Source organism: Microbacterium sp. Root280D1 (genome assembly GCF_001428975.1).
GTDB lineage: Bacteria > Actinomycetota > Actinomycetes > Actinomycetales > Microbacteriaceae > Microbacterium.
This window is the reverse complement of the sequence record NZ_LMJK01000002.1, coordinates 179,169-202,828: the sequence shown is the minus strand read 5'-3', so window position 1 is coordinate 202,828 and position 23,660 is coordinate 179,169. Positions and strand designations below refer to the sequence as shown.

Annotated in this window: 15 protein-coding genes; 7 read left to right on the top strand and 8 right to left on the bottom strand. The window is 69.1% G+C overall.

Annotated features, from left to right (window positions below; genetic code table 11):
- Positions 1-3: 3 nt before the first annotated feature.
- Positions 4-2,898, bottom strand: coding sequence for a UPF0182 family protein (locus ASE34_RS07065; RefSeq protein WP_053095604.1), 2,895 nt, complete (start codon positions 2,896-2,898; stop codon positions 4-6).
- Between the two features lie 46 nt (positions 2,899-2,944).
- A complete protein-coding gene (locus ASE34_RS07060; RefSeq protein ID WP_082586550.1) occupies positions 2,945-4,039 on the bottom strand; it encodes a PDZ domain-containing protein in 1,095 nt (364 codons plus the stop codon).
- Positions 4,040-4,156: 117 nt separating this feature from the next.
- On the opposite strand from ASE34_RS07060, the gene ASE34_RS07055 reads away from it, so the two are divergent.
- Positions 4,157-5,563, top strand: coding sequence for a zinc-dependent metalloprotease (locus ASE34_RS07055; protein WP_056278123.1), 1,407 nt, complete (start codon positions 4,157-4,159; stop codon positions 5,561-5,563).
- Positions 5,564-6,352: 789 nt separating this feature from the next.
- On the opposite strand, the gene ASE34_RS07050 is transcribed toward ASE34_RS07055, so the two are convergent.
- Together ASE34_RS07050 and nudC are read right to left on the bottom strand one after the other, a co-directional pair.
- The gene (locus ASE34_RS07050; protein ID WP_053095601.1) at positions 6,353-8,074 is read right to left on the bottom strand and encodes an ATP-dependent helicase; all 1,722 of its coding nucleotides are present in this window, start codon (positions 8,072-8,074) and stop codon (positions 6,353-6,355) included.
- Positions 8,071-8,970 carry an NAD(+) diphosphatase gene (gene nudC, locus ASE34_RS07045; RefSeq protein ID WP_056278120.1) on the bottom strand — a complete coding sequence of 300 codons (900 nt, stop codon included), beginning with the start codon at positions 8,968-8,970 and terminating at the stop codon, positions 8,071-8,073. Before nudC ends, ASE34_RS07050 begins: the two co-directional genes overlap by 4 nt.
- Before the next feature lie 64 nt (positions 8,971-9,034).
- Between nudC and ASE34_RS07040 the strand changes: the two genes are divergently transcribed.
- Positions 9,035-10,384, top strand: coding sequence for a phosphotransferase (locus ASE34_RS07040; protein ID WP_235567450.1), 1,350 nt, complete (start codon positions 9,035-9,037; stop codon positions 10,382-10,384).
- Here the strand turns inward: ASE34_RS07040 and ASE34_RS07035 are convergent.
- Together ASE34_RS07035 and ASE34_RS07030 are read right to left on the bottom strand one after the other, a co-directional pair.
- A complete protein-coding gene (locus ASE34_RS07035; protein ID WP_082586549.1) occupies positions 10,330-13,809 on the bottom strand; it encodes an ATP-dependent DNA helicase in 3,480 nt (1,159 codons plus the stop codon). The two genes, ASE34_RS07040 and ASE34_RS07035, sit on opposite strands and share 55 nt — an antisense overlap.
- Positions 13,773-17,006: an ATP-dependent helicase gene (locus ASE34_RS07030; RefSeq protein WP_056278110.1), complete on the bottom strand. Its 3,234-nt coding sequence runs from the start codon at positions 17,004-17,006 to the stop codon at positions 13,773-13,775. Before ASE34_RS07030 ends, ASE34_RS07035 begins: the two co-directional genes overlap by 37 nt.
- A gap of 186 nt (positions 17,007-17,192) precedes the next feature.
- On the opposite strand from ASE34_RS07030, the gene ASE34_RS07025 reads away from it, so the two are divergent.
- Both ASE34_RS07025 and ASE34_RS07020 read left to right on the top strand, forming a co-directional pair.
- Positions 17,193-17,417 (top strand): DUF3107 domain-containing protein, encoded by a 225-nt coding sequence (locus tag ASE34_RS07025; protein ID WP_053095596.1) that lies wholly within the window; start codon positions 17,193-17,195, stop codon positions 17,415-17,417.
- A gap of 7 nt (positions 17,418-17,424) precedes the next feature.
- Positions 17,425-17,712 carry a hypothetical protein gene (locus ASE34_RS07020; protein WP_056278108.1) on the top strand — a complete coding sequence of 96 codons (288 nt, stop codon included), beginning with the start codon at positions 17,425-17,427 and terminating at the stop codon, positions 17,710-17,712.
- A gap of 22 nt (positions 17,713-17,734) precedes the next feature.
- On the opposite strand, the gene ASE34_RS07015 is transcribed toward ASE34_RS07020, so the two are convergent.
- Positions 17,735-18,448, bottom strand: a complete 714-nt coding sequence (locus ASE34_RS07015; RefSeq protein ID WP_053095594.1) for a ferritin-like fold-containing protein — start codon at positions 18,446-18,448, stop codon at positions 17,735-17,737.
- Positions 18,449-18,615: 167 nt separating this feature from the next.
- On the opposite strand from ASE34_RS07015, the gene ASE34_RS07010 reads away from it, so the two are divergent.
- Entirely contained in the window at positions 18,616-20,139 is a 1,524-nt protein-coding gene (locus ASE34_RS07010; RefSeq protein ID WP_053095593.1) for a DEAD/DEAH box helicase, read from the top strand.
- Positions 20,140-20,212: 73 nt separating this feature from the next.
- Here ASE34_RS07010 and ASE34_RS07005 read toward each other — a convergent pair whose 3' ends face one another.
- Positions 20,213-21,088: a PHP domain-containing protein gene (locus tag ASE34_RS07005; protein WP_056278106.1), complete on the bottom strand. Its 876-nt coding sequence runs from the start codon at positions 21,086-21,088 to the stop codon at positions 20,213-20,215.
- 88 nt (positions 21,089-21,176) lie between these two features.
- On the opposite strand from ASE34_RS07005, the gene ASE34_RS07000 reads away from it, so the two are divergent.
- Positions 21,177-22,196: an endonuclease/exonuclease/phosphatase family protein gene (locus ASE34_RS07000; protein WP_056278102.1), complete on the top strand. Its 1,020-nt coding sequence runs from the start codon at positions 21,177-21,179 to the stop codon at positions 22,194-22,196.
- Positions 22,197-22,233: 37 nt separating this feature from the next.
- Positions 22,234-23,655 (top strand): aminopeptidase P family protein, encoded by a 1,422-nt coding sequence (locus tag ASE34_RS06995; RefSeq protein ID WP_056278099.1) that lies wholly within the window; start codon positions 22,234-22,236, stop codon positions 23,653-23,655.
- Positions 23,656-23,660 lie beyond the last annotated feature (5 nt).

Below are 23,660 nucleotides of genomic sequence, written 5' to 3'. Positions count from 1 at the left end.
GTGTTACTCCCCCGAGGCGGCTTCCAGTCCGAGCAGCGTGTTCACGGCATCCGTGAGGCGCTTGTCGGCCTCGGCGAACTTGGTCAGGTCGCCTGCCTTCAATGCGGCCTCTCGGTCGGTCAGCGCCTGCTGCGCGGCTGCAAGAGCCTCGGCCTCGGCGTCGGTCGGCACCGTCGGCTCGGTCGGGACCTCACCGGTGTCCGGGTCGGGCTCGGTCGGCTCGACCTCATCGTCTCCACCGGTCGCACCGGCATCACCGCCGAAGAGGGTGTCGAGCGCGGCGGTCAGCGTGTCTTCGAACGCGACCTTGTCGCCGAAGGCCACGAGGACCTTCTGCAGACGCGGCAGCTTGGTGCCCTCCGAGGACTGCACGTACACCGGCTGCACGTAGAGCAGACCGCCGCCCACGGGCAGAGTGAGGAGGTTTCCGTACAGCACCTCGGACTCGCCCTGCTGCAGCAGGTTGAGCTGCGGCACCACAGCCGTGTCCGAGTTGTAGGTGTTCTGCACCTGGCCGGGGCCCGGCACGGTCGTATCGGTGTCGATCTCGAGCATCCGAAGCTGGCCGTAGCCCTCCGCCTTCACGCCGGCCTCCGATCCGGCATCCGAGTCGACCGCGAGATAGCCCATCAGCACGTCGCGGTTGCTGCCGCCCTGCGCCGAAGGAATGAACGTCGAGAACATCGAGAAGCGCGGGGAATCCTGACCCGGCATCTGCATCGTCAGGTAGTACGGCGGCTGCAGGACCTGCTCGCTGCGCGGGTCGTTCGGCGTCTGCCAGCGGTTGTCCTGCTGCGCGAAGGAGCCGGCGGTGTCGATGTGGTAGGTGCCGAGGATGTCGCGCTGCACCTTGAACAGGTCGGTCGGGTAACGGACGTGGCTCATCAGATCGGCCGACATGTCGCTCACGGGCTTGAGCGTCGACGGGTAGATGTTCTGCCAGGTCTGCAGCACGGGATCCTGGTCGTCCCATGCGTACAGGGTGACCGAACCGTCGTAGGCGTCGACCGTGGCCTTGACCGAGTTGCGGATGTAGTTGATCTCGTCGATCGCGAGCGTCGGCGACGGGAGGTTCGAGTCGGCGATCGCATCCGACAGGCTCACGTTCGTCGAGTAGGGGTAGGTCGAGCTCGTGGTGTATCCGTCGACGATCCAGACGATCCTGCCGTCCACGACGCTCGGGTACGGGTCGCTGTCGAGCTCGAGGTATGGCGCGACCTTCTGCACGCGCGTCTTGGGATCGCGGTCGTACAGGATCTGCGAGTCGTCGTTCACGAGGTTCGAGAACAGGATCTGCTCCGACTGGAACTTCAGCGCGTACAGCAGCTTCGTGAAGCTGCTCCCGATCTTCGGTCCGCCGTCGCCCTCGAACGTCGTCTTGGTCTCGCTGGCGCCGTCCTTGCCTCGCGGATAGTCGATCTCGACAGGATCGGTTCCGTCGGGAGAGCCGACGATCGAGTACTCCGGCGAGTTCTCGCCGAAGTACACGCGCGGCTCGAACTCCTCCTGCTGGGTGAGGAAGCCGTCGGACGGGATGCCACGCTCGAGGAAGACCGGCTCGCCGTCGGGCGTGCGCTGGTTGCCCGCTGCGACGACCAAGCCGTAGCCGTGCGTGTAGACAGCGGCGCGGTTGTTCCAGTTCGTGACGTCGACGCCGTTCATGTCGAGGTCGCGGACGGAGACGACCGTGTCCTGCATCTCCCCGCCGATCTCGTATCGGTCGACGTCGAGCTTCTCCTGGAACTGGTAGTAGCCGCGGTACTGCTCGAGCTGTCGCACGGCGGGGCTGATCACGTTGGGGTCGACGATGCGGATCGATGCGGTGGTCTCGGCGTCTTCACGCAGCTGGCCGGCCTCGGCGTCGGTCTCGGCTTCGAACGGGGTGGTCTCGAGGTCGGCGACCCCGTACGCCTCCTTGGTGCCGTCGATGTTCCGCTGGTAGAACTCCGCCTGGTAGGCGTTCTGGTTCGGGCGGACCTGGAACGTGGTGACCGCCCACGGGAATCCGACGCCGACGACGAGCGAGGCGACGATGAGCAGCGCGGTCGCGGCGAGAGGGAACCGCCAGCGGCCGATGACGGCCGTGACGAAGAAGAGGATGGCGACGAGCGCGGCGATGATCGCGAGGATCGCGAGGCCGGGGATCGTGGCGTTGACGCCCGTGTAGGCCGGGCCGACGATGCGGTCGTCCTGTGCGACGAGGGTCTTGTAGCGGTCGAGCCACAGGCTCGCCGCCTGAACCAGAAGGTACAGACCCGCGATCACAGCGAGCTGGATGCGTGCGGGCTTCGAGATGCGCAGCTCGCCCTGACCGATGCGGACCGACCCGTAGAGGTACGACACCAGCGCGGTGACGATGAGGGTGAGCAGCAGGACCGCAGACACGAAAGCAAGCAGGATCGAGTAGAACGGCATCGCGAACATGTAGAAGCCGGTGTCGACGCCGAACTGCGGGTCGGTGGCGTCGGTCGCGACGCCGTTGGCCCAGAGCCAGACGGTCTTCCACTGGCTGGCCGCCGAGAAGCCGGCGAAGAGGCCGAAGAAGATCGGCATGCCCCACATCGCGAGGCGGCGGAGCGGCTCGATGACCTCCTGGTACCTGTCGAGCTGCGAGCTGAGCCGCACGTAGACGGGGCGCAGTCGGTACGCGAGCTGGATGGCGACGAACAGCGGCACGGCCATGCCGAGGAATCCGACGACGAACATCACCGCCGTGGCGAACCATTGGGTGGTGAGCACTCCCGCGAAGCCCACCTGGTCGAACCAGAGGAATTCGGTGTAGAGCGACGCGAAGACGAAGAAGGCGGCGATCAGCGCGGCGATGATCGCCAGCGAGATACCGAAGATTCTTCGCGAGGTTCGGGGAGTGGCCGGGTTCGGTGCAGAAGTCGAGGTCACCCTCCCATCCTAGGCACGCCTTACTGTGCTGCGGCTGTCATACCTGTCACGGGGAGGTCACGACGTCGCAGGTCGGGAGCGATCCCACGTCGCCGCCGTTCGCGATCACCTCGAGCGCGTCGAGCGATTCCTCCAGCGTCGAGGTGCTGATCACGGTCAGTCCGTCCGGCACGTGGCCGGTGACCTCGTCGCAGTTCGTCGACGGAGCGAGGAAGTACTCCGCCCCCGCATCACGGGCACCGTAGAGCTTCTGACGGATGCCGCCGATCGGCCCGACCGTCCCATCGGCCTCGATCGTGCCGGTGCCGGCGACGTTCTCGCCGCCGTTCAACTCCCCTTCGGTGAGGGTGTCGATGATGCCGAGCGCGAACATCATCCCGGCGCTGGGTCCACCGACGTTGTCGAGCTGGAGCGTCACATCGATCTCGAAATCGTAGTCCGTGCGCAACGTGACACCGATCAGCCACGTCGTCACGTCACCGTCGGTCTGCTCGACGGGCGTCACCTCGACCACCTGTTCCTCGCCGGAGCGCTGCACGGTGAGCGAGACCGGCGCGCCCTCCCCATCCTGGATCGCCTGACGCAGCTGCTTCGCGGAGGTCACCGCGGCGCCGTCCACTGCGGTGATGACGTCCTCCGCCTCGAGTGCTCCCTCGGCCGGTGCATCCTCGACGACCTCCTGGACGACGACCTCGGCTCCGGTGTCGTAGCCCAGCTCGTTGAGCGCTGCCGCGGTCGCCTCGTGCTGCGAGTCCACCATGAGTGTCGCGTTGCGTTCGTCGCGCTGCTCCGTCGTGACCCCCTCGGGGAACACGGAGTCGAGAGGCACCACCGCTCGTGAGGAGTCCATCCACGCGAGAGCGAGCTCGAACCAGCTCGGGGTGCGCTCACGGTTTCCGACGACCTGCACGGTCGTGAGGTCGAGAGTCCCTCCGGTCTCGAACGTCTCGGCGCCGTCGACCTGGATGAGCGGAACCTGCTCGCCGTCGGCTCCTGCCGCGGTGCCGAGGGTGTCGTAGACCGGGCCCGGACGCTGGATCACGTAAGGCGTCGGGAGGAAGGTCAGCACGACGAGCGCGATCAACGCGACGACCAGCGCCCAGACTCCCAGTCCGAGCTTGACAGACCGGGTTCGATCCACAGGGTTCCTCCGTCGTTCGCGGGCGGCGTACAGCGATCTGTCCGCTTCGGGGTCTCGCGGCCGATCCTGTGACTAGCGTAGATGCCACGGCTTTAGGCGTGCTGAGAGGCGAGCGACATGTCAGACAACGACCCGACCCCCGAGGACTTCCAAGAGTTCCTCCGACGCATGATGTCCGGCCAGGGCGCCGGAGACATCGACCCCGAGGCGCTGCAGAACGCCTTCGCGGGCATGGATGGGATCCAGATCGACCCGGCGATGATGCAGACGATCATGTCGCAGCTGCAGGGTGCGTTCGGCGGCGATCCCTGGGAGAACGCGCTGCGGCAGGCGCTGCACATCGCCAACCGCGACGGTCTCGGCATCACCGACGGCTCGCGGACCTCGCTTGTCGACTCCTTCGCCCTCGCGGACCTCTGGCTCGGCGAGGCGACCACGATCTCCGAACTCGGCGAGTCGCCGAAGGCCATGACGCGCGGCGAATGGGTCGAAGCGACCCTGCCCGTGTGGAAGGAGATCGCCGGCCCCGTGTCGACGAGCATCGCCGATGCGCTCACCAGCGCGCTCGACACGCAGGTGCCCGAAGAGATGCGCGACGTCGTGCAGGGCGCGGGCAAGCTCATGCGCGGTCTCGGCGGCTCGGTCTTCGCGGCGCAGTTCGGCCAGGTTCTCGGCAACCTCGCACTCGAAGTGGTGTCGGGCGGAGACGTCGGCATCCCGGTGCTTCCGGCCGGCACTGCCGCTGTCATCCCCCAGAACCTGACAGCATTCGGCGAGGGTCTCGAGATCCCCGAAGACCAGATCACCCTCTATCTCGCGACCCGCGAACTCGCATACGCCCGGCTGTATCGCCACTCGAAGTGGCTGCACCTGCACGTCATGGCGCAGATCACCGATTTCGCCCGCGGGGTCACGGTCGACGTGGATGCACTCGAGGACGTCGCAAGCCGTCTCGACCCGTCCAACCCCGAAGAGCTCCGCGCGGCAATCGAAGGCGGAGCGCTGCTTCCCACGCAGACCGACGCGCAGCGCGAGGCACTGGCCCGACTCGAGAACCTCGTCGCGACGATCGACGGCTGGGTCGACGTCGTGACCGCGCAGGCCACCTCGCGTCTTCCCGACGGTGCCCGCATCGCCGAAGCCGCTCGCCGCCGCCGCGCGGTGGGCGGTCCCGCCGAGGACGCACTCGGCGCTCTCGTCGGACTCAAGCTGCGGCCCCGTCGTCTGCGCGAGGCGTCGGCCATGTGGCAGGCGGTGACAGACGCCGTGGGCATCGCCGGACGCGACTCCCTGTGGGACTACCCCGACCTCATGCCGACGTCGGACGACATCGACGACCCGTCGGCGCTCGTGGCGCGACTGCAGGCGAGCGCGCGGGGAGAGCAGCCGGTCGCCGATGAGTTCGACGAGGCGCTGGCACGTCTGCTGGATGGCGACGACTTCTCGCAAGAGCAGCCGGAGACGCCCGAAGGCGAGCAGGACACCGACGGTGACGACGGCCCAGGAGGAGACCGACCCGTGTGACCGACGGGGTGGCAGAGTCTCGAGGACTTTTCCACGGATGCCCGCGACTCCCCCACCGGGAGCTCGGCTTTGCGCAGAATCGAGGGATGTCTCCTCTGACACCCAAGACCATCACTCGCCTGGATCCCGCGGTTCCGCTGCTCTGGCGGGACGGTGAGACACTGCAGATCGGCATCGAGGGGACGCTGCGCATCGCCGCCTCGGAACCGTGGGTCGAGCGTCTGATCGCTCGGATGGCCGCCGGATTCCGGCGCGGGGGCTTCGATGTCGTGGCACATGCCGCCGGCGCCCCGCGCGCAGAGGCGCGGATGCTCCTGTCGCGGCTCGAGCCGCTGCTCGTCGACGATTCTCCCGCTCCCCCGGCTGCGTGGGTGGAGAGCATCGACGTCGCCGACGCGCGATGCGAGTTCCGCATGCGCGAGGCGCTCCTCGACGAGGGCATCGCCGTCGGCGAGCGGGAGAATCCCCGCGACATCGGCATCGTGCTGGTCGAAGGTGCGGCGGCCGCGCTGCACTTCGCACGCTACCTTCGCGACGACACGTCGCACCTGCCGGTCGCGCTCGAGCGAGGACGGATCACGGTCGGACCCCTGGTGGTACCCGGCGAATCGGCCTGCCTGACCTGCCGCGACGAGCATGAACGCGAGCGCGACGATGCCTGGCCCCGCATGCACGCCCAACTCATCGGGCGCGGCGCGGGTCCGATCAGTGCCGCGCGGATCACGGAGGCGGCGACGCTCGTCGCGCGGCTGCTCGCAGAGAGCGCGGCCCCGGGCTCGTTCGTCGAGGTCAGCGGCGAGGGGCGCCGCGACTGGCGCTCGGTGACGTTTCACGAAGAATGCCGGTGCCGCGAGCAGTCGTTCCCATCTCTGCCAGGAACCGCGACGGGGCGCGTTCCCCGCGTCCCGCTGAGCGCGACCACGACAGCGAGAGAGTACGCGCGGCCCGCGTGACGCCGACGTAAGCGAGGCGGCGCTCTTCGTCGATCGCCTCGAAGCCGGTGGCGTAGGAGATCGGAAGTGCGCCCTCCGCCCACCCCGCGAGGTAGACATGCGGCCATTCGAGACCCTTGGCGGCGTGCAACGTCGACAGAGTCACGGTGCGCATGGTGGGCTCGTGCTGGTCCTTCGCGCGCGCCATGAGCGCGTCGCTGAAGGTGCGCAGGGTCTCATCGGGTCCGGCGTCTTCGGCGAGACGCAGAATCGCCCGCCGAGCCTCCCAGCCGTCGCGCTGAGCTCCCCCGGCCGCCGGTGGCTCGTCGGAGAGACCGAGCTCGCGGAGGACCCTCTGGACCCCGGGCAGGAAACCGTGCTCGGTCGGCGCGACCGCGGCGGCCCGCAGGGCCAGGATCGCCTGTCGCACCTCGGGCATCGCGAAGAACCGGGTTCCACCCAGCACCGATGTCGCGATGCCCTCGGCGGCGAGCGCCTGCTGCAGCACCGCGGACTGCGCATGAGCCCGGTAGAGCACGGCGATCTCTGAGGGCGAGGCCCCTGACTCGATCCGCGCTGCCACGGCGGCGGCGATCCCCTCTGCCTCGTCGCGCTCGGAGTCGTACGCCGTGACCGTGGGCGAATCCGCGTTGAACGTCTCTCTCGCCGGGACGAGTTCGAGGGCGCCCGGCCGCCCCTTCATCAGGGCGTTCGCCGCTTCGAGGATCGGGGCCTGCGAACGGTAGTTGGTCTCGAGACGCACGACCGTGGCATCGGGATGCCGCCGCTCGAACTCGAGGAGGAATCGCTGTTCGGCGCCGGCGAACGAGTAGATGGTCTGACTCGCGTCACCGACGACGCAGATGTCCTTGCGATCGCCCAACCAGAGTTCGAGCAGGCGGTTCTGGAGCGGAGAGACGTCCTGGTACTCGTCGACTGTGAAATGCCGATACTGCTCGTGCACGGACGCTGCGACGCGAGGTTCGGCCTCGAGCATCCCGGCGCAGGCCAGCAGCACGTCCTCGAAGTCGAGTTGGCGCCGCTCGTCCTTCAACGCTTCATAGCGCTGTTGCAGTTCGACGAACTGAGCGGAGTCGACGCCGCTCAACGTGCGGCCGAGCGACGCGTGCTGTTCGATCGACAACATCGACACCTTGCGCCATTCGATCTCCGAGGCGAGGTCGCGAAGCGTCGCGGTGCTCGGCCGCAGTCGCATCGCGTCGGCAGCCTGGCCGAGCAGCCTCACCTTGTTGTCGATGATCGACGGAGCGGGTGATCCGGCCAGCGTGGGCCAGAAGAAGTTCAGCTGGGCGAGGGCGGCGGCGTGGAATGTCCGCGCGGCCACGCCCTCGACGCCGAGCGCGCGCAGACGACCCCTGAGCTCGCCCGCCGCCTTGGCCGTGAAGGTCACCGCCATGACGCGCGACGGCGAGTATGCACCGGTGTCGACACCATGGGCGATCCGGTGGGTGATCACTCGGGTCTTCCCGGTTCCCGCACCTGCGAGCACGGCGACGGGACCGCGCAGCACGGATGCCGCCTCCCGCTGTCGATCGTCGAGGGCTTCGAGCGCGCTCACGCGCGCTCCTCGAACCAGTCGAGGATCAGTGCGCGGGCGATGGACGCGGGTCCGGGGAGGCCGACGGGTCCGTCACCGGCGAGAGCGGACCCGATCTCGTCACGGGTGAACCAGCGGACGTCGATGATCTCCTCCCCGTCGGGCCGCAGCTCGTGCTCATCCAGAGCGACGGCACGGAAGCCGAGCATGAGCGAGCGAGGGAACGGCCACGGCTGAGACGAGACGTAACGCAGCGAGGCCAGCCGAACGCCGGATTCCTCCTCGAGCTCACGATGCACGGTCGACTCCAACGACTCGCCCGCCTCGGTGAATCCGGCGAAGCAGGAGTACATCCGGCCGCCCCAGTTGGCGTTCGCCCCGAGCAGGAGCCGTTCGCCGTCAGAGCTCTCCACCGCGACGATGACGGCTGGGTCCGTCCGAGGGAAGTGCTCGCGACCGCAGACGAGGCAGCGGCGCGACCATCCGGCCTGGCGCAGCTCCGTCCCTCCGCCGCATCGGGGGCAGAACGGTGCGTCCCGCAGCCAGCCTCCCAGCGCGAGCGCCTCGATGAGCAGCTCCGTGTCACCCGAGCCGAGACGCGCGCCGAGGTCGCGGAGTCCCAGCCACACCTCGTCGGGTGCGGTGTCGACGGTGTCGCCCTCGGGCTGCAGAACGGCGAGAAGCACGGCGGTACCGTCACCTTCGCGCCCGAGGAGCGCCCAGGTCGCATCGACGATCTCGGCGGCGGGAACCCGCAGCAGCGTGGCCGATTCGAGGTCGGCGCCCGAGATGCGCACGCGGCCGTCTCGTACGGCGATGACCCGCGTCGCCTCGTCGGCGCGCAGACGATCGAGGACTCCGGGTTCGACCCGCAGATCCGCTGCGCGATCGAGGGATGTGCTGCTGCCGGCGATCATCGTCTCCCTCTCTCACGGGCGTGGCGGAAGCTGGACCACCCCCACGTCCACCTACCCTGGAGGCATGGGACGCTCTCCATTCACTCTAGCCGCGGCGGTGACTGCCGCACTGCCCGGCGCCGAGGTGATCGGGGCCCGCACGCTCAGCGCCGACGGTGACGGACGCTTCGACTCCGCGGTCGCCACTCTCGCAGACGGGCGCGAGCTCGCGATCCGTGTCGCCGATGACGACGAGACCTCACGCGAGCTGGCCGCCGAGGCCCTCGCGCTGCGGGCTCTGACGGCCGGTGCGCGGGCGATGCTCCCCTTCCGAGCCCCCGAATACATCGGCGAGACGCGACTCGCAGACGCCCGCGCGCTCGTGACGGAGCTGCTGCCCGGATTCCAGATCGAGGCGGCGATGGTGCCGGCCGGCCGTGGCGCCGCCGAATCGATGGGTGCGGCGATCGCGGCAGTGCACTCCCTGCCCACCTCCGTCGTGAGAGGCGCCGGATTGACGACGCGGTCTGCGCAGGAGAGCCGCGACGAACTCGCTCGACTGATCGACTCCGCGGCATCGACCGGGCGCGTCCCCGCGCGGCTCACCGTGCGATGGCGCGACGCCGTCGCCGATGACGATCTCTGGCGGTTCGAATCGACGGTCGTGCTGGGCGGCGTGCAGTCGACCTCCTTCATCTTCCGGGACGACCCGGATCTCGGTCCCGAGGTCACCGGACTCATCGGCTGGCATTCGCTCTCCGTCGGAGATCCGGCGATCGATCTGTCGTGGCTGTCCACCGCCCCTGATGCGGCGCACGACGTCCATGCCGCGTACGCTCGGGCCGCCGACCGCGGGCCGGACGGCGCTCTCGAGGTGCGCGCACGCCTGCTCGCCGAGCTCGAATTCGCCCGATGGCTCGTGCACGGCGACTCCTTGCACCGACCCGACATCGTCGACGACGCCGCCGCCCTTCTCGAGGCACTCGCCGAAGGATTGCACAGCGACGATCTCGGCGTGATCGCGTCGCGCAACGAGGGCGTCGAGTCCGCCCTGGACGCGCTCGACAGAGTGCCGGCACGCGCCTCGGCGGGGGCCGACACGTCGATGCAGACCGACGCGTACAACCCGAACGAGCTGTGGCGCGACGACGAGGCCGACGGTCCCGATGGCGATGCCGACGATCAGGCGACGAGCGATCTCAGCGACGCCGCCGCGGACGCCGCTCGTCGTCTCGAGGTCGGTGGCCTCGAGACGGAAGATCTTTCAGGCGTGCGCAGGCACACCGCGCAGGAGCCCGCCGCGGAGCGACGCCCGGTCGATGACCCGGCGCGGACTGAGCGAGCGGACGGCTCAGACGAGGGATTGCCGGAGGACGAGGCTCAGCGGGCCGCCCGAGCAGCGCTCCAGCGCTGGAAGAGCTCCGACTCGGAGTAGACGCGGTCACCGCGGATGACGAGGTCGTCCGCGACGTAGTACAGCGCCACGTCGATCTCCTCCAGGGGCACTCCGAAACGACGGTGGTAGGCGAGACGGTAGAGCGCGAGCTGCAGCATCCGCTCCTCCCGTTCCCGAGGTGTGCGTGGGGCCTTGCCCGTCTTCCAGTCGACGATCTCGATGCGCCCGCCGCGATCCTCGCGTCGATAGACCGCGTCGAGTTTGCAGATGACGATATGGCGTTCGTCACCCGGCACAGCGCCACCCAGCGCGAAGTCGATCTCGATCTCGACCGCGATGGGCTTGAGCGCTCCCCACTCGCTGGCCTCGAAGATCGACTGCAGGGTCTCGAGGTCGGCGGCGTCGGCGGACGAGACCTCCGCTCCGCCGACGGTCTCGACGAACGAGAGATCATCCTCGTCGACCTCCCACAGCGCCTCGTCGACGCGCTGACCGACGCCGACGAGTTCGCTCCGCCGCTCGACCCATGCGTGGAACAGCGTGCCCAGCCGGGTCTGCCGATACGGCCGCTCAGGCATCGGACGGACGATGGAAGACACGGTGCCGGTGAAATCGGTGACGTAGTCCTTGAAGCGGGAGGCCGGCACCCGGGTGGGCGGTGATGCGTCGGTGCCACGCAATCGGGCGGCGCGCTCGGCGAGCAGACGCGCCAGTTCGGGAGCGGCCTCCGGCTCCCCGTCGGCTGCCGCGCGCACGGCGGCGGCGGCTGCCTCGACGACCCCACGCCGAGCGCCGAGCGGGTCGAGAGGCCAGGTGAGCGTTGCGCCGGGGCCGTCGTAGGGGTTCTCGTCCGGATCCACGGGCTCGATCGGAGCGATTCCGAGAATCTCCATCGCCTCGGTCAGATAGGGGCTCGGCTTCTTCGGCTGCTTCTGCCCCGCCCAGTGGGCCCCGGTCAGAAGCAGATGACTGCGCGCCCTGGTGACGGCGACGTAGGCGAGTCGACGCTCCTCCTCCTGCTGATACTCGCGGTAGGCGTCCTTGAAGACCGTGATCGCGCCCGGCGCTGTCTTGCTCCTGCTGGTCAGCGATGCGATACCTGCCTTCAGCCGCTTCGCCGCATCGAGCTCTTCGTCCGAGGGCGCTATCCAACTGAAGGTCGGCAGGGCCGCGCTGTCGCCTCGCAGAGCGAACGGCAGCACTCCGAAGCCGAACCATCCTGAGGTGTCCGTCGGGCGCGACGGCAGTTCGCCCTCGACCATGCGGACGACGGCGACCGCATCCCACTCCAACCCCTTGGATCCGTGGATCGTCAGAAGCTGGACGACCCCGGGTTCGGGCGGCTCGGGCCGCGGCACCAGCTCGTCTGTGCTCTCGGCCTTCTCCAACCAGGCGAGGAGACTCGAGATGGTCCCCCGTTCGTCTGCGGCGAGGAACGACCGAACCTCGTCGGTGAATGCGCGCAGCTGCGTCGCCGCGATACGCGCCGGCCCTCTGGTCTCGTTCGCTGCGAGCTCGATGTCCAAACGCAGCTCGAGCTCGATCAGCCTCAGCAGATCGGGAAGCGGAAGCGACGACGCCCGTCGGAGGCGTTCGAGCATCTCGCCCGCGGCACGGATGCGAGAACGCCCGTCCGGCGTGATCCCGGCGAGAAGGCGGTAGTCGTCGCTGAGACCGCGGAGCACGTCGACGGCGTCGATGATCGACAGCGCCTCGTCCGCCCCCCGTGACGCGCGGATGCGTTTGCGGAGCTCGTCGTCCAGCGGCAGCAGCCCGCTGTCCCGACGGGAGAGCTCCGCCGCGAGCTGCTGCAACGCCGCCATGTCGGCGACACCGACGGAGAATCGAGGACCGACGAGGAGCCTGATCAACGCAGAGCCCGCCGTCGGATCGTGCAGCACGCGCAGCGTCGACACGACATCGACGACCTCGGGGGTCGCCAGGAGTCCCCCGAGCCCCAGGATGCGGTGCGGAATCCCTTCTGCGGCAAGGGCCGCCGCGAACGTCTGCATGTGCCGCTTCGACCGGAACAGCACCGCTCCGGTATGCGGCTTCGCGAGGTCGTCGTGCTCCGCGCGACGCGCCGCGAACCATTCGGCGACCGCGCGAGCCTCGTCATCGACGGTGAGCGGGAAGCTCATCTCGACCGCTCCGGGGCCGGCGCCGGGACGAGACTCGAGCGGTGGCACATCCAATCCGGGCCTGCGCAGCGGACCGAGGATGCGGTTGGCGACACCGAGGATGCTCCGGTCGTTGCGCCAGCTCGTCATCAGACTGTAGTTGCCGACGCTCTCGTGTTCGGAGAAGGTGCGCGCGAAGGCATGCAGATTGTCCGCGCTGGCGCCTCGCCATCCGTAGATCGACTGGTGCGGATCCCCGACCGCCATCACCGCGGTGTCGCGGAAGAGTCGGGCGAGGAACTGCGTCTGGATCACCGAGGTGTCCTGGTATTCGTCCAGCAGCACCACCTGATGCTGCTGCCGCAGGTCCTCGCGCACGTCGGGAGACGACTCCACGATGTCGTAGGCGCCGCTGACCTGGTCGGCGAAGTCCAGCACTCCGCGGCGCTCCTTCTCGGCGATGTAATCGCGCACCAGGACGGACAGAGCGGGAAGAGCGCGCAGGTTCGCAGCCGCGGTCGCGACCTCCGCGTTGCTGAGGTACGGCTCGAACGCCTCGGCCTGGCGCAGCGCGATGCGATCGGCGCGGTCGAGATCGACCCGGTGATCGAGCGAGTCGCCGGCCAATCTCTGAACCGCGTCGACCACCCCCGCCACCGACCGGTCGATCTCCTCCAGCTCCGGCAGGTCGGCGCGCAGCACCACGTCGCGCACGAGCATCCAGGATGCGGCCTGGCTGAGCATGGCGACGTCGGAGTCGCGGCCGATGCGCGCCGCGTGCTCGCGCACGATGCCATCCGCGAACGCGTTGTAGGTCGAGACCTTCGGACGGATCAACAGATCCTCGGCCGAACGGGGGGTCGAGACCGCCCCGGTGCCGAAACGTGCGGCGAGCTCGTCGAGCACCTGCGATCGGACGACCTCGCGCTGTCTGGCGTTCGCGGCTCTCGACACGCGATCGAGGGCACCGCTCGCCACGATCTCGGGCAGGTGCGGCAGCAGTCCTCGTCTCCCGTATTCGTCGATGAGCGCCAGACGGACGCCGATGCGCTCCGCGAGCTCACCCGCGGCCTTCCGCGTGAAGGTCAGGCCGAGGATCTGATCGCGTCGCACATGCCCGTTCGCGACCAGCCAGACGACGCGGCCGGCCATCGTCTCGGTCTTTCCGCTGCCCGCGCCCGCGACCACCAAAGCCGGCGCCGGTGGCGACTCGATCACCCGCTGCTGAGCCTCCGTCGGTGCGGGGAGACCGAGCGCGGCGGCGACGTCCAGAGCGGAGATCCCGTTCCCCGCTCCCGTCCACGCCGTCACGCGCTCACCGCGGCGACGGTGTGGATGCGGCATGGCTGGACTCGCCATTGCGTATCCGCGCAGTGAGTCTCGACATGGGCCGTGAAGCTCGCCGCCGACATCCCTCGGGCGGCTTCCGCGATCCGCCCGAGGAACTGGACACGCTCTTCACCGGCGAGGGTGTGCTGGTGCGCCACGCGGAAATCGCTGCCGGCCAGGGTCTTGGCGACCAGGACCAGGCGCGCGCCGGCGAGGGCCGCAGGATCCGCTCCCGCCACGAGTCCTTCCTGCACCGCCACCTGGTATGCGGCGAGCTGGGCGTGGTCAGCCACCTTCTGCTCGCTCTCCGGCTCGTACTTGCCGGTCTTCAAGTCCACGACCACGACGCGCTCCCCGCTCTGCGCATCGGCCATGCGCGTCCACTTCTGTCCCCGCGCCTTCGCATGCTCTCCACCACCCGCGGTGTACGCCTCGACCCGGTCGATGAAGCCGTGCACGATCGCATGGTGCGGATGGGGGTCGCCGTCGACGCTCGCCGCACGCACGCCCGGCGCGATGCCCTCCTGCTCGGGCACCTCGACCGCGAACCGGAACTCCACCTCGCCGGCGATCACTCGACCGCCTTCGTCCGACACGTCCGACAGGTAGCTGTGCAGTCGATCGATGTACAGATCGGCGCGGTGCCTCTCCTTGCGACCTATCCAGGCCGTCTCGAAATCGAGCTCCGGCCAATGCTCGGCCAGGACGTCACGCAGACGGTCCAGTTCGCCGTCGGGCACCTGCTCCATCGCCTCGTGGATGATCGTGCCGATTCCGGCCGACGGCGGCATCACGGTGTCGCCGCCCAGGGCGGACACCGCCCAGTTCAGCTCGCACTCCTCGAAGGACTCCATCCGCGACGGCGAGACCCGGGCGGCGTCGACGGCGAGGTCGTGCAGCGGTGCATCGGTCGTCGGCGGCGTCACTCCGTACCACTCGTCCGGATCGGCACCCGGCACTCCCTCCCGCGCGAGCACCGCCAGCTGGGCGGAGGCGTGGTCTCGGGCGGCACGGACGCTCGAGGTCGTCAGTACCCGACGATGACGCGCCACGAGACCGCGCAGCGTGAGCGGGTGCTCGGCCGAGGCATGCAGCTCGGGCGGGTCGGGCGGCGGGAGGAAGCCGAAGAACGCACTGGGTGTCATGTCGTCGTCATCGACCGCGGTGATGAGGAGTCTGCTCCGCGAACGAGAGATGGCGCGGACGAACAGCCGCAGCTCATCGTGCAGAGCGGCGCGGCGCCTGTCGAGTGCCTCGGGCGGGTGCTCGGCGGTTCCGGTGCGGGATGCGAGCAGTGCGTCGGCGAGACGCCAGGACTGGAGCATCCCGCCGCGCAGCCGCACATTCGGCCAGATTCCGTCCTGCACTCCGGCCACCACGACCGCGTCGAACTCCGTTCCGAGTGCGGTCGCCGGTGTGAGCAGGGTCACACGGCCCGGCCGGTCGGGACTCGAGAGGGAGTCTTCGGGCACCTCGCTGTCGAGGATGTCGCGCACGAAGACCTCCGGCTTCTCGTTCGGGGTGCGCTCGACGAATCGCTTGGCCGCACCGAACAGGGAGACGAGCGCATCGAGGGCTCGCGCCGTCTCCGCGCCGCTGGTCTGCAACGACATCTCACGCCAGGCGATCTGGAGCTTGCGCCCGTCGACCGCTCTGGCCTGGTCCCAGACCCGCCACAGGAGATCGTGGATCGTCTCGCCGTCGGCAGCCGCGGCGGCCACATCTGCGATCGTCGCGGCGAAGCGCGCGGCCAGGCGCGATTCCTGGGCGTCGATGAGCGTGAAGTGGTAGGGCGATGCCAGCGCCTGGCGCAGCAGTTCCCGTGCGGGCGTCGAGCCCCCCAGGTCGAGCTCGATATGGCGCAGACGAGCGCGAAGGCGTCGGAGCCCGATCGCATCCATGCCTCCGAAGGGCGTGCGGAGCGCCTCCTCCCAGTCCTGGGGAGTCCGCTCCTCGGCCGGCGTGAGGGCCAGGCGCACGATGCCGACGATGTCGCGCACGATCGGCTCGGAGCCGAGAGGACGTTGCACGCCCGCGGCTCTCGTCGGGATCTCCCGCGCGGCGAGCTCTGCGTCGAGCTGCGTGACCTGCCTGGTGTCGTGTGCGATGACCGCGATGCGATCCCACGGGACGTCATCCACGAGATGCCATTCGCGCATGACACCCGCGATGCGGTCGAGCTCTTCATGCGGTGACGGGGCGATGAAGGTGCTCACGTCGCCGGGGGCGCCCGGGCTGTGCGCGGCGACGGGCTCGGGCGCGCGCCTGTGGTCGACGCGACCCGACACGCCGATCGCCTGCGTGACGGTGCGGGTCAGCGCGGTGAGCGCCGGCGCCTGACGATGAGGGACATCGAGCACGTGGACCTCGCCCAGCGCCGTGGCGAGCTGCGCGAACAACTCGGGGCTCGCGCCGCGGAAAGCTCCGGAGGAGATGTCAGGATCGCCGAAGGCGAGCACTGCCGTGCCTCGCGCACGGAGCGCCTCGACCACCGCGATGCCACCGCGCGTCAGCTCCTGCGCGTCGTCGATGAGCACCACCCTGAGGTCGGCGAGAGGGCCGAGGGCACTCGGCTCGGCGGTGCGCAGGATCGTGCACGCCTCGGCGAGCAGGTCTGCCGCGTCGCGGTGGGATGCCCGTGCCAGGTCGAGCACGGCGCGGTATTCGACGAGGAACTCGGCGACGGACGACCAGGCGGGGACATCGGACGTGCGCAGCTCGTCGGGCTGCGCCCCCAGTTCGACGCATTCCGCGAGGAAGGCACGGAGCTCGGAGCGGAACCCCTTGGAGGCGCGTACGGCGGGGCTCAGCGCCTGCGGCCAGTCGATGCGCTCGTCCTCCGCATCGCCGGCGAGGAGCTCGGCGATCAGGCGGTCCTGGTCTGCGCCGGTCAGCAGAGCCGGTGGCTCCGCCCCTTCGCGAACCATCGCTCCGCGCACCACCTGGAATGCGAACGACCCGAGCGACCTGGCCAGCGGCCCAGGAGTGGCCTGACCGATCCTGACCCCGATGCGGTCCCGCAGCGCGGTCGCCGCCTGCCTGCTGGGAGTGAGGACGAGGACCTGCTCCGGACGCATCCGCGCTGTGTCGAGCAGATGGACGACGCGCTCGGTGAGAGTGCGGGTCTTGCCTGTGCCGGGCGCCCCGATGATGACGCCGGATGCCGAGGCGTCTGCACCGATCACGGCGTTCTGCGCGGCATCCTCTGTCATGTCCTCCACGCTACTGCGGCGCGCCGACATCGCCGGGCGTCGGCGTCTCGCGACGGTGTGCGCTCAGGGCGAAACCGGCCCGATCCGCGGATCCCGTCACCTCGCCGCCCGGTAGAGTTGGGCTCAGTCGTCGACCTCCGAGGTCGACTCGACCACAGCATCGTCGACTGGAAAACAGGAGTACGCGTGGAAATCCGCATCGGCATCATCAACACCGGCCGCGAGCTCAGCTTCGAGACCGCATCGAGCGCGGACGAGGTCCGCACGCAGGTCTCCTCGGCTCTCGAGCAGAACACTTCTCACCTGAGCTTCGCCGATGTCAAGGGCAACTCCTACCTGGTTCCGACCGCGAACCTCGCGTACATCGAGCTCGGCACCGAGGAGTCTCGTCGCGTCGGCTTCTTCGCCTGACCCCACGATGTACATCCTCCTCGCTCTCGTCGGGGCGTGCGCGCTCGGCATCGCGGCCCACTACATGATCGGTGGGCGGGAGTTGCGCGGGGTCGCTCTCACCCCCGCTGTCGCCACGGCCCTCGCGGCCGTCGTCTACACCGGCCTGCAGTGGCTCGGCGTGGGCGAGGACAGCATCTGGCTATGGCTCGCGAGCGTCGTGGGCTCCGTCGGCATCGCGGCAGTCGCCACCGTCGCGATCGTCGCGTCGCGCCGACGCAGCGATGCCGCGGCCAAGGCGGCGCTCGGCATCTGATGCCGTCGGCCGGGTCCGTCGGCTAGGAGGCGAGACCCATCGCATCCATGCGGCGTGCGTGCGCGCCCATCAGCTCGGTGTAGACCAATTCGACGCGGTCCTCGCTCATCGCGGCGAGCTCGGGCTGACGCAGCGCGGACCGGCACACCAGGATCGTGTCCCCCACGAGCCGGCGCGCCCACATCGAGAGCAGCGACCGCCACTCGCCGTCGCCGTCGATCGTCTCCTGGATGATGGCGACGATCTCGTGTCGCGCGTCGTCCTCGGAGAGGATCTCCGCGACCCTCTCCCCCGTGTCGCCGTAGCTCGAGGCGAGTGCGAAGTAGAAGTCGTCGAGCATCCCTGCCGTGATGTAGACGGCGAGGAGAGTCTCCCGCGGACGCGCGCCGATGGTCTTGCGCCGGAAGGCGTCGAGGTTCTCCCGGAACGGGAGCATGAGCTGCGTCGGATCGTCTCCGCGCTCCGCGATGAGTTCGACGATCGCCCGATGCTTGGTGAGCGCAGCACCGGCTGCCCGGGAGAGCGCCTCCTTCTCGGAGAGCTCCGGAGTCGCCCTGATCAGCCGCGTGAGCGTCTCGAAGTACCCCAGCTGGAGGTACGCCGCCTGTCCCAGGAATCGCGGCAGCTCCGGCGCGAGTTCGGCGAAGTCGACCCGCGTCGCCGCTCCTTGATCGCCCCGACTGCGCAACGTCATCGTGCGCCGGGGCGTCCTACGCTTCCAGAACCAGTTCACCACGGGGTTCACACTACCCGGGGGACGCGATATTCCCGGGCGTCGCCACCCCCTCGGGTAGGCTGTCCCTGTCCCCGCCGTCGGAGCGGGGCCCGCGCCTGTGGCACAAGAGACGGCGTGGATCCGTGAACATGGCGATCCTCGCAGGTCGCCGGACAGGCATCTGAACATTGACAACCTTCGCTGATCTCGGAATCGATCAGGACATCATCGACGCTCTCGCCTCCAAGGGCATCGTCGACGCATTCCCGATCCAGGAGCAGACCATCCCCCTCGGCCTTCCGGGCCAGGACATCATCGGCCAGGCCAAGACCGGAACAGGCAAGACGTTCGGCTTCGGCATCCCCGTGGTGCAGCGGCTCGGCCTCGACCCCGAGCACGGCGTCAAGGCGCTCATCGTGGTGCCGACGCGCGAGCTCGCGGTGCAGGTGTACGAGGACATCGACCTGTTGACGAGCAACCGCTCCACCAGCGTCGTCGCGATCTACGGCGGCAAGGCATACGAGGGCCAGATCGACCAGCTCAAGGCGGGCGCCCAGATCGTCGTCGGCACGCCCGGTCGCCTGATCGACCTCGCCGGCCAGCGTCTGCTCGACCTCTCCAACGCGACCGAGGTCGTGCTCGACGAGGCCGACAAGATGCTCGACCTCGGATTCCTCGCGGACATCGAGAAGATCTTCCAGAAGGTCCCGGCCGTCCGTCACACCCAGCTGTTCTCCGCGACCATGCCCGGACCGATCGTCGCGCTGGCTCGTCGGTTCATGACGAACCCGATCCACATCCGCGCGACCGACCCCGACGAGGGTCTCACGCAGGCGAACATCAAGCACCTGGTGTACCGCGCCCACTCGCTCGACAAGGATGAGATCATCGCCCGCATCCTCCAGGCGGAGGGTCGCGGCAAGACGGTGATCTTCACCCGTACCAAGCGCGCCGCGCAGCGCCTCGTCGACGAGCTCAGCGACCGCGGCTTCAACGTCGGCGGCGTGCACGGCGACATGGGACAGGACCAGCGCGAGCGGTCGATGGCCGCGTTCAAGGCCGGCAAGCGCGACGTCCTCGTCGCGACCGATGTCGCCGCCCGCGGCATCGACGTCGACGATGTCACGCACGTCATCAACCACACCATCCCCGACGAGGACAAGACGTACCTGCACCGCGCCGGTCGCACCGGCCGTGCGGGCAAGACCGGCATCGCCGTGACCTTCGTCGACTGGGAGGACCTGCACAAGTGGGCGCTGATCAACCGCGCCCTCGAGTTCGGGCAGCCCGACCCGGTCGAGACCTACTCCTCGAGCCCGCACCTGTTCAGTGACCTCGACATCCCCGCAGGCACCAAGGGCCGTCTCGTGTCGGCTCCCAAGACCCAGTCGGTGAAGACCGAGCGCGCACCGCGCCCCGAGCGTGCGGCCGATGCCGCGGCCGAGGGCACGGATGAGGGCGGCACCCGCCGTCGTCGGCGTCGTCGGGGCGGCTCGACCCCGGTGGGCTCGACGTTCGCCGAGGGCGCTGCCGACGCATCACCCGGAGACTCTCAGTCCTCGCCGTCAGCGGACCGCGGCGCCGAGGGCGCCGGCACCCACGACGGCGCAGGCAAGGAGCACCACGACGGCAAGCCGGCCCCGGCCCGTCGTCGCCGTCGTCGCCGCGGGGGTTCGGGCGGCGCGGGAGCGGCTCCGGTCGTCGGAGCCTGATCGACTCCACCTCAGGGACTCACAGAGGGGCGGATGCTGCAGCTGCGGCATCCGCCCCTCTGCCGTCCCGGCGTCAGGCGTAGCGGGGCGCGGAGCCGGTCGCGCGCTCGATCAGTCGCTCCACCATCTCGTCGGATGTGGTGTTCTCGCCCGGCAGATTGGGTTTCCCGGTGCCGTGATAGTCGCTCGAGCCGGTGACGATGAGATCGTGCTTCGCGGCGATCGCGTGCAGCGTCTTCCGGCCTGCCGCGGTGTTCTCCCGATGATCGATCTCGAAACCGCCCAGGCCTGCGGCTATGAGCTGCTCGATGAACGGCACGGGCATCATGTGGTCGCGGCCGATCGTGGCAGGGTGCGCGATGATCGCCACCCCTCCGGCCTCGGTGATCAGACGCACTGCCGTGAGGGGGTCGGGCGCGTAGTGCGGCTCGTAGTAGCCCTCTCTGGGGTGCAGAATCCCGTCGAACGCCTCGTTGCGGTCGCGCACGATTCCGCGCGCCACAAGGGCATCGGCGATGTGCGGACGGCCGACCGTCGCGTCGAGAGTGGTCTGGGCGAGGACATCGTCCCAGTCGAGGTCGTAGTCACGACCGATGCTGCGGACGATCCGCTCGGCACGACCGATCCGGTCGCCTCTGATGCGATCGGTCTCGGATCCGAGCGCCTCGTCGAGCGGATCGAAGAGGTAGCCCAGCACGTGCACACTGCGCCACTCGTGTTTCGCGGAGAGTTCCATGCCGGGGATGAACGTCATCCCGAGCTCGGCCGTCGCCGCCGCCGCCTCGTCCCACCCCGTCGTGCGATCGTGATCGGTCAGCGCCATCGTACGCACCCCGAACCGGTGTGCCTGGCGCACGACATCGCCGGGCGACTCCGTTCCGTCCGAGTGGTTCGAGTGCATGTGCAGGTCGGACGGACCGGCGAAACGGCGGGATCGAGCGGTGGCCATGCTCCGAGCGTACCGACGACCGTGGACGTCGGCCGCGCACGCCTGTCGCTCTAGGGACTTCACAGAGAGGACTTCTAGGCTGAAGAGGATGTTTCGACTACTGGGGATCCTCGTCACCGTGCTGCTCGCGATCGCGACGGCCGTCGTCGTCTGGCCGCAGTTCTTCCATCTCGAGCAGACCTATCCGTTCGCGCAGATCGTCGCCGCCCGCGGCGTGGTCCTGGCGGCATTCCTCCTCGTCGCGGCCGTTTCGCTGCTGCTCCTGCTCGCGAAGCCGTTGCGCGGCTTCGCGGCATCCGTACTGATCGTCGCCCTGCTCGGCGCCGGTGCGACGGGAGTCATCGGCTTCATGCGCGGGTTCGGCGCGGACACGCTCCCCGCCGCCACCGATTCGAGCATCCGGGTGCTCACCTGGAACACCGCCGGCGACGAGGTGTCCGCAGAGGAGATCGCGCGGGAGATCCTCGAGCGTGGCGCTGACGTCGTCGCATTGCCCGAGACCACCGAAGAGGTGGGCGAGCAGATCGCCGTGCTGCTGCGCGATCAGGATCACCCCATGTGGGTGCACCATGTGCAGTTCAAGCCCGACGTCGTCGACGGCCCCAAGTCCTGGCACACGACCGTCCTCGTCTCCCCCGACCTCGGCGAGTACTCCGTGATCGAGTCGTCCGAGGACGGCTCCAACAACACCGGCTCGGTGCCCAGCGCGGTGCTGATGCCGGTCGATGGCGAGGGTCCGACGATCGTCGCGGTGCACGCCGTCGCGCCCCGGATGGAGGACATGGCGCAGTGGCAGAGCGACCTGCGCTGGATCGCCGACCAGTGCCCCGAGGGGAACTTCATCCTCGCGGGTGACTTCAACGCGACGATCGACCACATGGCGGGGCTCGGCGTCGACGGCGGCGACATGGGGTACTGCCGCGACGGCGCGAGCCGCTCCGGCAACGGATACAGCGGCACATGGCCGAGCTCGCTGCCGGCGCTGCTGAGCACCCCGATCGACCACGTCATGGCGTCGCCGAGCTGGTCCACGACGGGTTCCGTCGTGATCGGCGGCTCGGGAAGCGACCACCGCGGTCTCGTGGTGCAGCTCGAACCCGCAGGCTGACATGCCGTGGCCGTCGCTCAGGTGACAGACTGGAGGGATGAGCACCGCTGAGCGCGACACGATCGCAGAGCCCACGACCGAGACTCCCGCCGAGACGACCACCACGAATCGGAAGCAGCCCTTCCCCCGCGGATTCCTCGACACGATCTCGACCGGATGGGCGGAGCGCCCCGAGTCGATCCCCGCGCCGCGAGCGCAGGCGCCGTTCGCCGCCGTGCGTCGCGCCGCCCTGTCCGCTGCCTTCCCCGGCAAGCGACTCGTCATCCCTGCCGGTTCGCTCAAGCAGCGCAGCAACGACACCGACTACCCGTACCGTGCGCATTCGGCCTTCGCACACCTCACGGGATGGGCTTCGGATGCCGAGCCCGACTCGATCCTCGTGTTCGAGCCGGCCGAGTCCGGCCACGATGTGACGCTGTACTTCCGGGAGCGCGCCGATCGCACCACCACGGAGTTCTATGCGGACGCCACGGTCGGTGAATTCTGGATCGGCCCTCGCCCGTCTCTCGCCGGCGTCGCGGCAGACCTCGACATCGCGACCGACCACCTCGAGAGGTTCTCGGCCGCCGAGGGAGAGCTCGTGCTCGACGAGGACGACGACCTCACCCGCTTCGTCTCGGAGCTGCGGCTCGTGAAGGACGAGTACGAGATCGCCGAGATGCGCCGAGCGGTGGACATCACTGCGCAGGGATTCGAGGACGTCATCCGTTCGCTGCCCGACGCGATCGCTCATGCTCGCGGCGAGCGCGTCGTCGAGGGCGTCTTCCACCGCCGCGCGCGCGAAGACGGCAACGGCGAGGGGTACGACACGATCGCCGCATCGGGTCCCCATGCCTGCTACCTGCACTGGACCCGCAACGATGGCACGGTCGTGCCGGGAGACCTCATCCTCGTCGACGCGGGCGTCGAAGCGGACAGCCTGTACACCGCGGACATCACCCGCACGCTCCCCGTCTCCGGAACCTTCACCGAGGTGCAGCGCCGGGTGTACGAGACGGTGCGCGAGGCCGCTGATGCCGCGTTCGCCGCGGCTCGCATCGGGGTGCGCTTCCGCGAGGTCCACGAGGCGGCCATGCGCGTCATCGCCGCGCGCGTCGCCGAATGGGGAATGCTCCCCGTGAGCGCACAGGAGGCGCTGGACGGTGACACCGGCGGGCAGCACCGCCGCTACATGGTGCACGGCACGTCGCACCACCTCGGCATCGACGTCCATGACTGCGCTCAGGCCCGGCGTGAGATGTACTACGACGGCATCCTCGCCCCGGGAATGGTCTTCACGATCGAACCCGGCCTCTACTTCCAGATCGACGACCTCACCGTTCCCGAGGAGTACCGGGGTATCGGTGTGCGAATCGAGGACGACATCCTGATGACCGAGGACGGCCCGGTGAACCTCTCGACGGACATCCCGCGCACGGCGGACGAGGTCGAAGCCTGGATCGCACGAGTCCAGCACTGACCTCA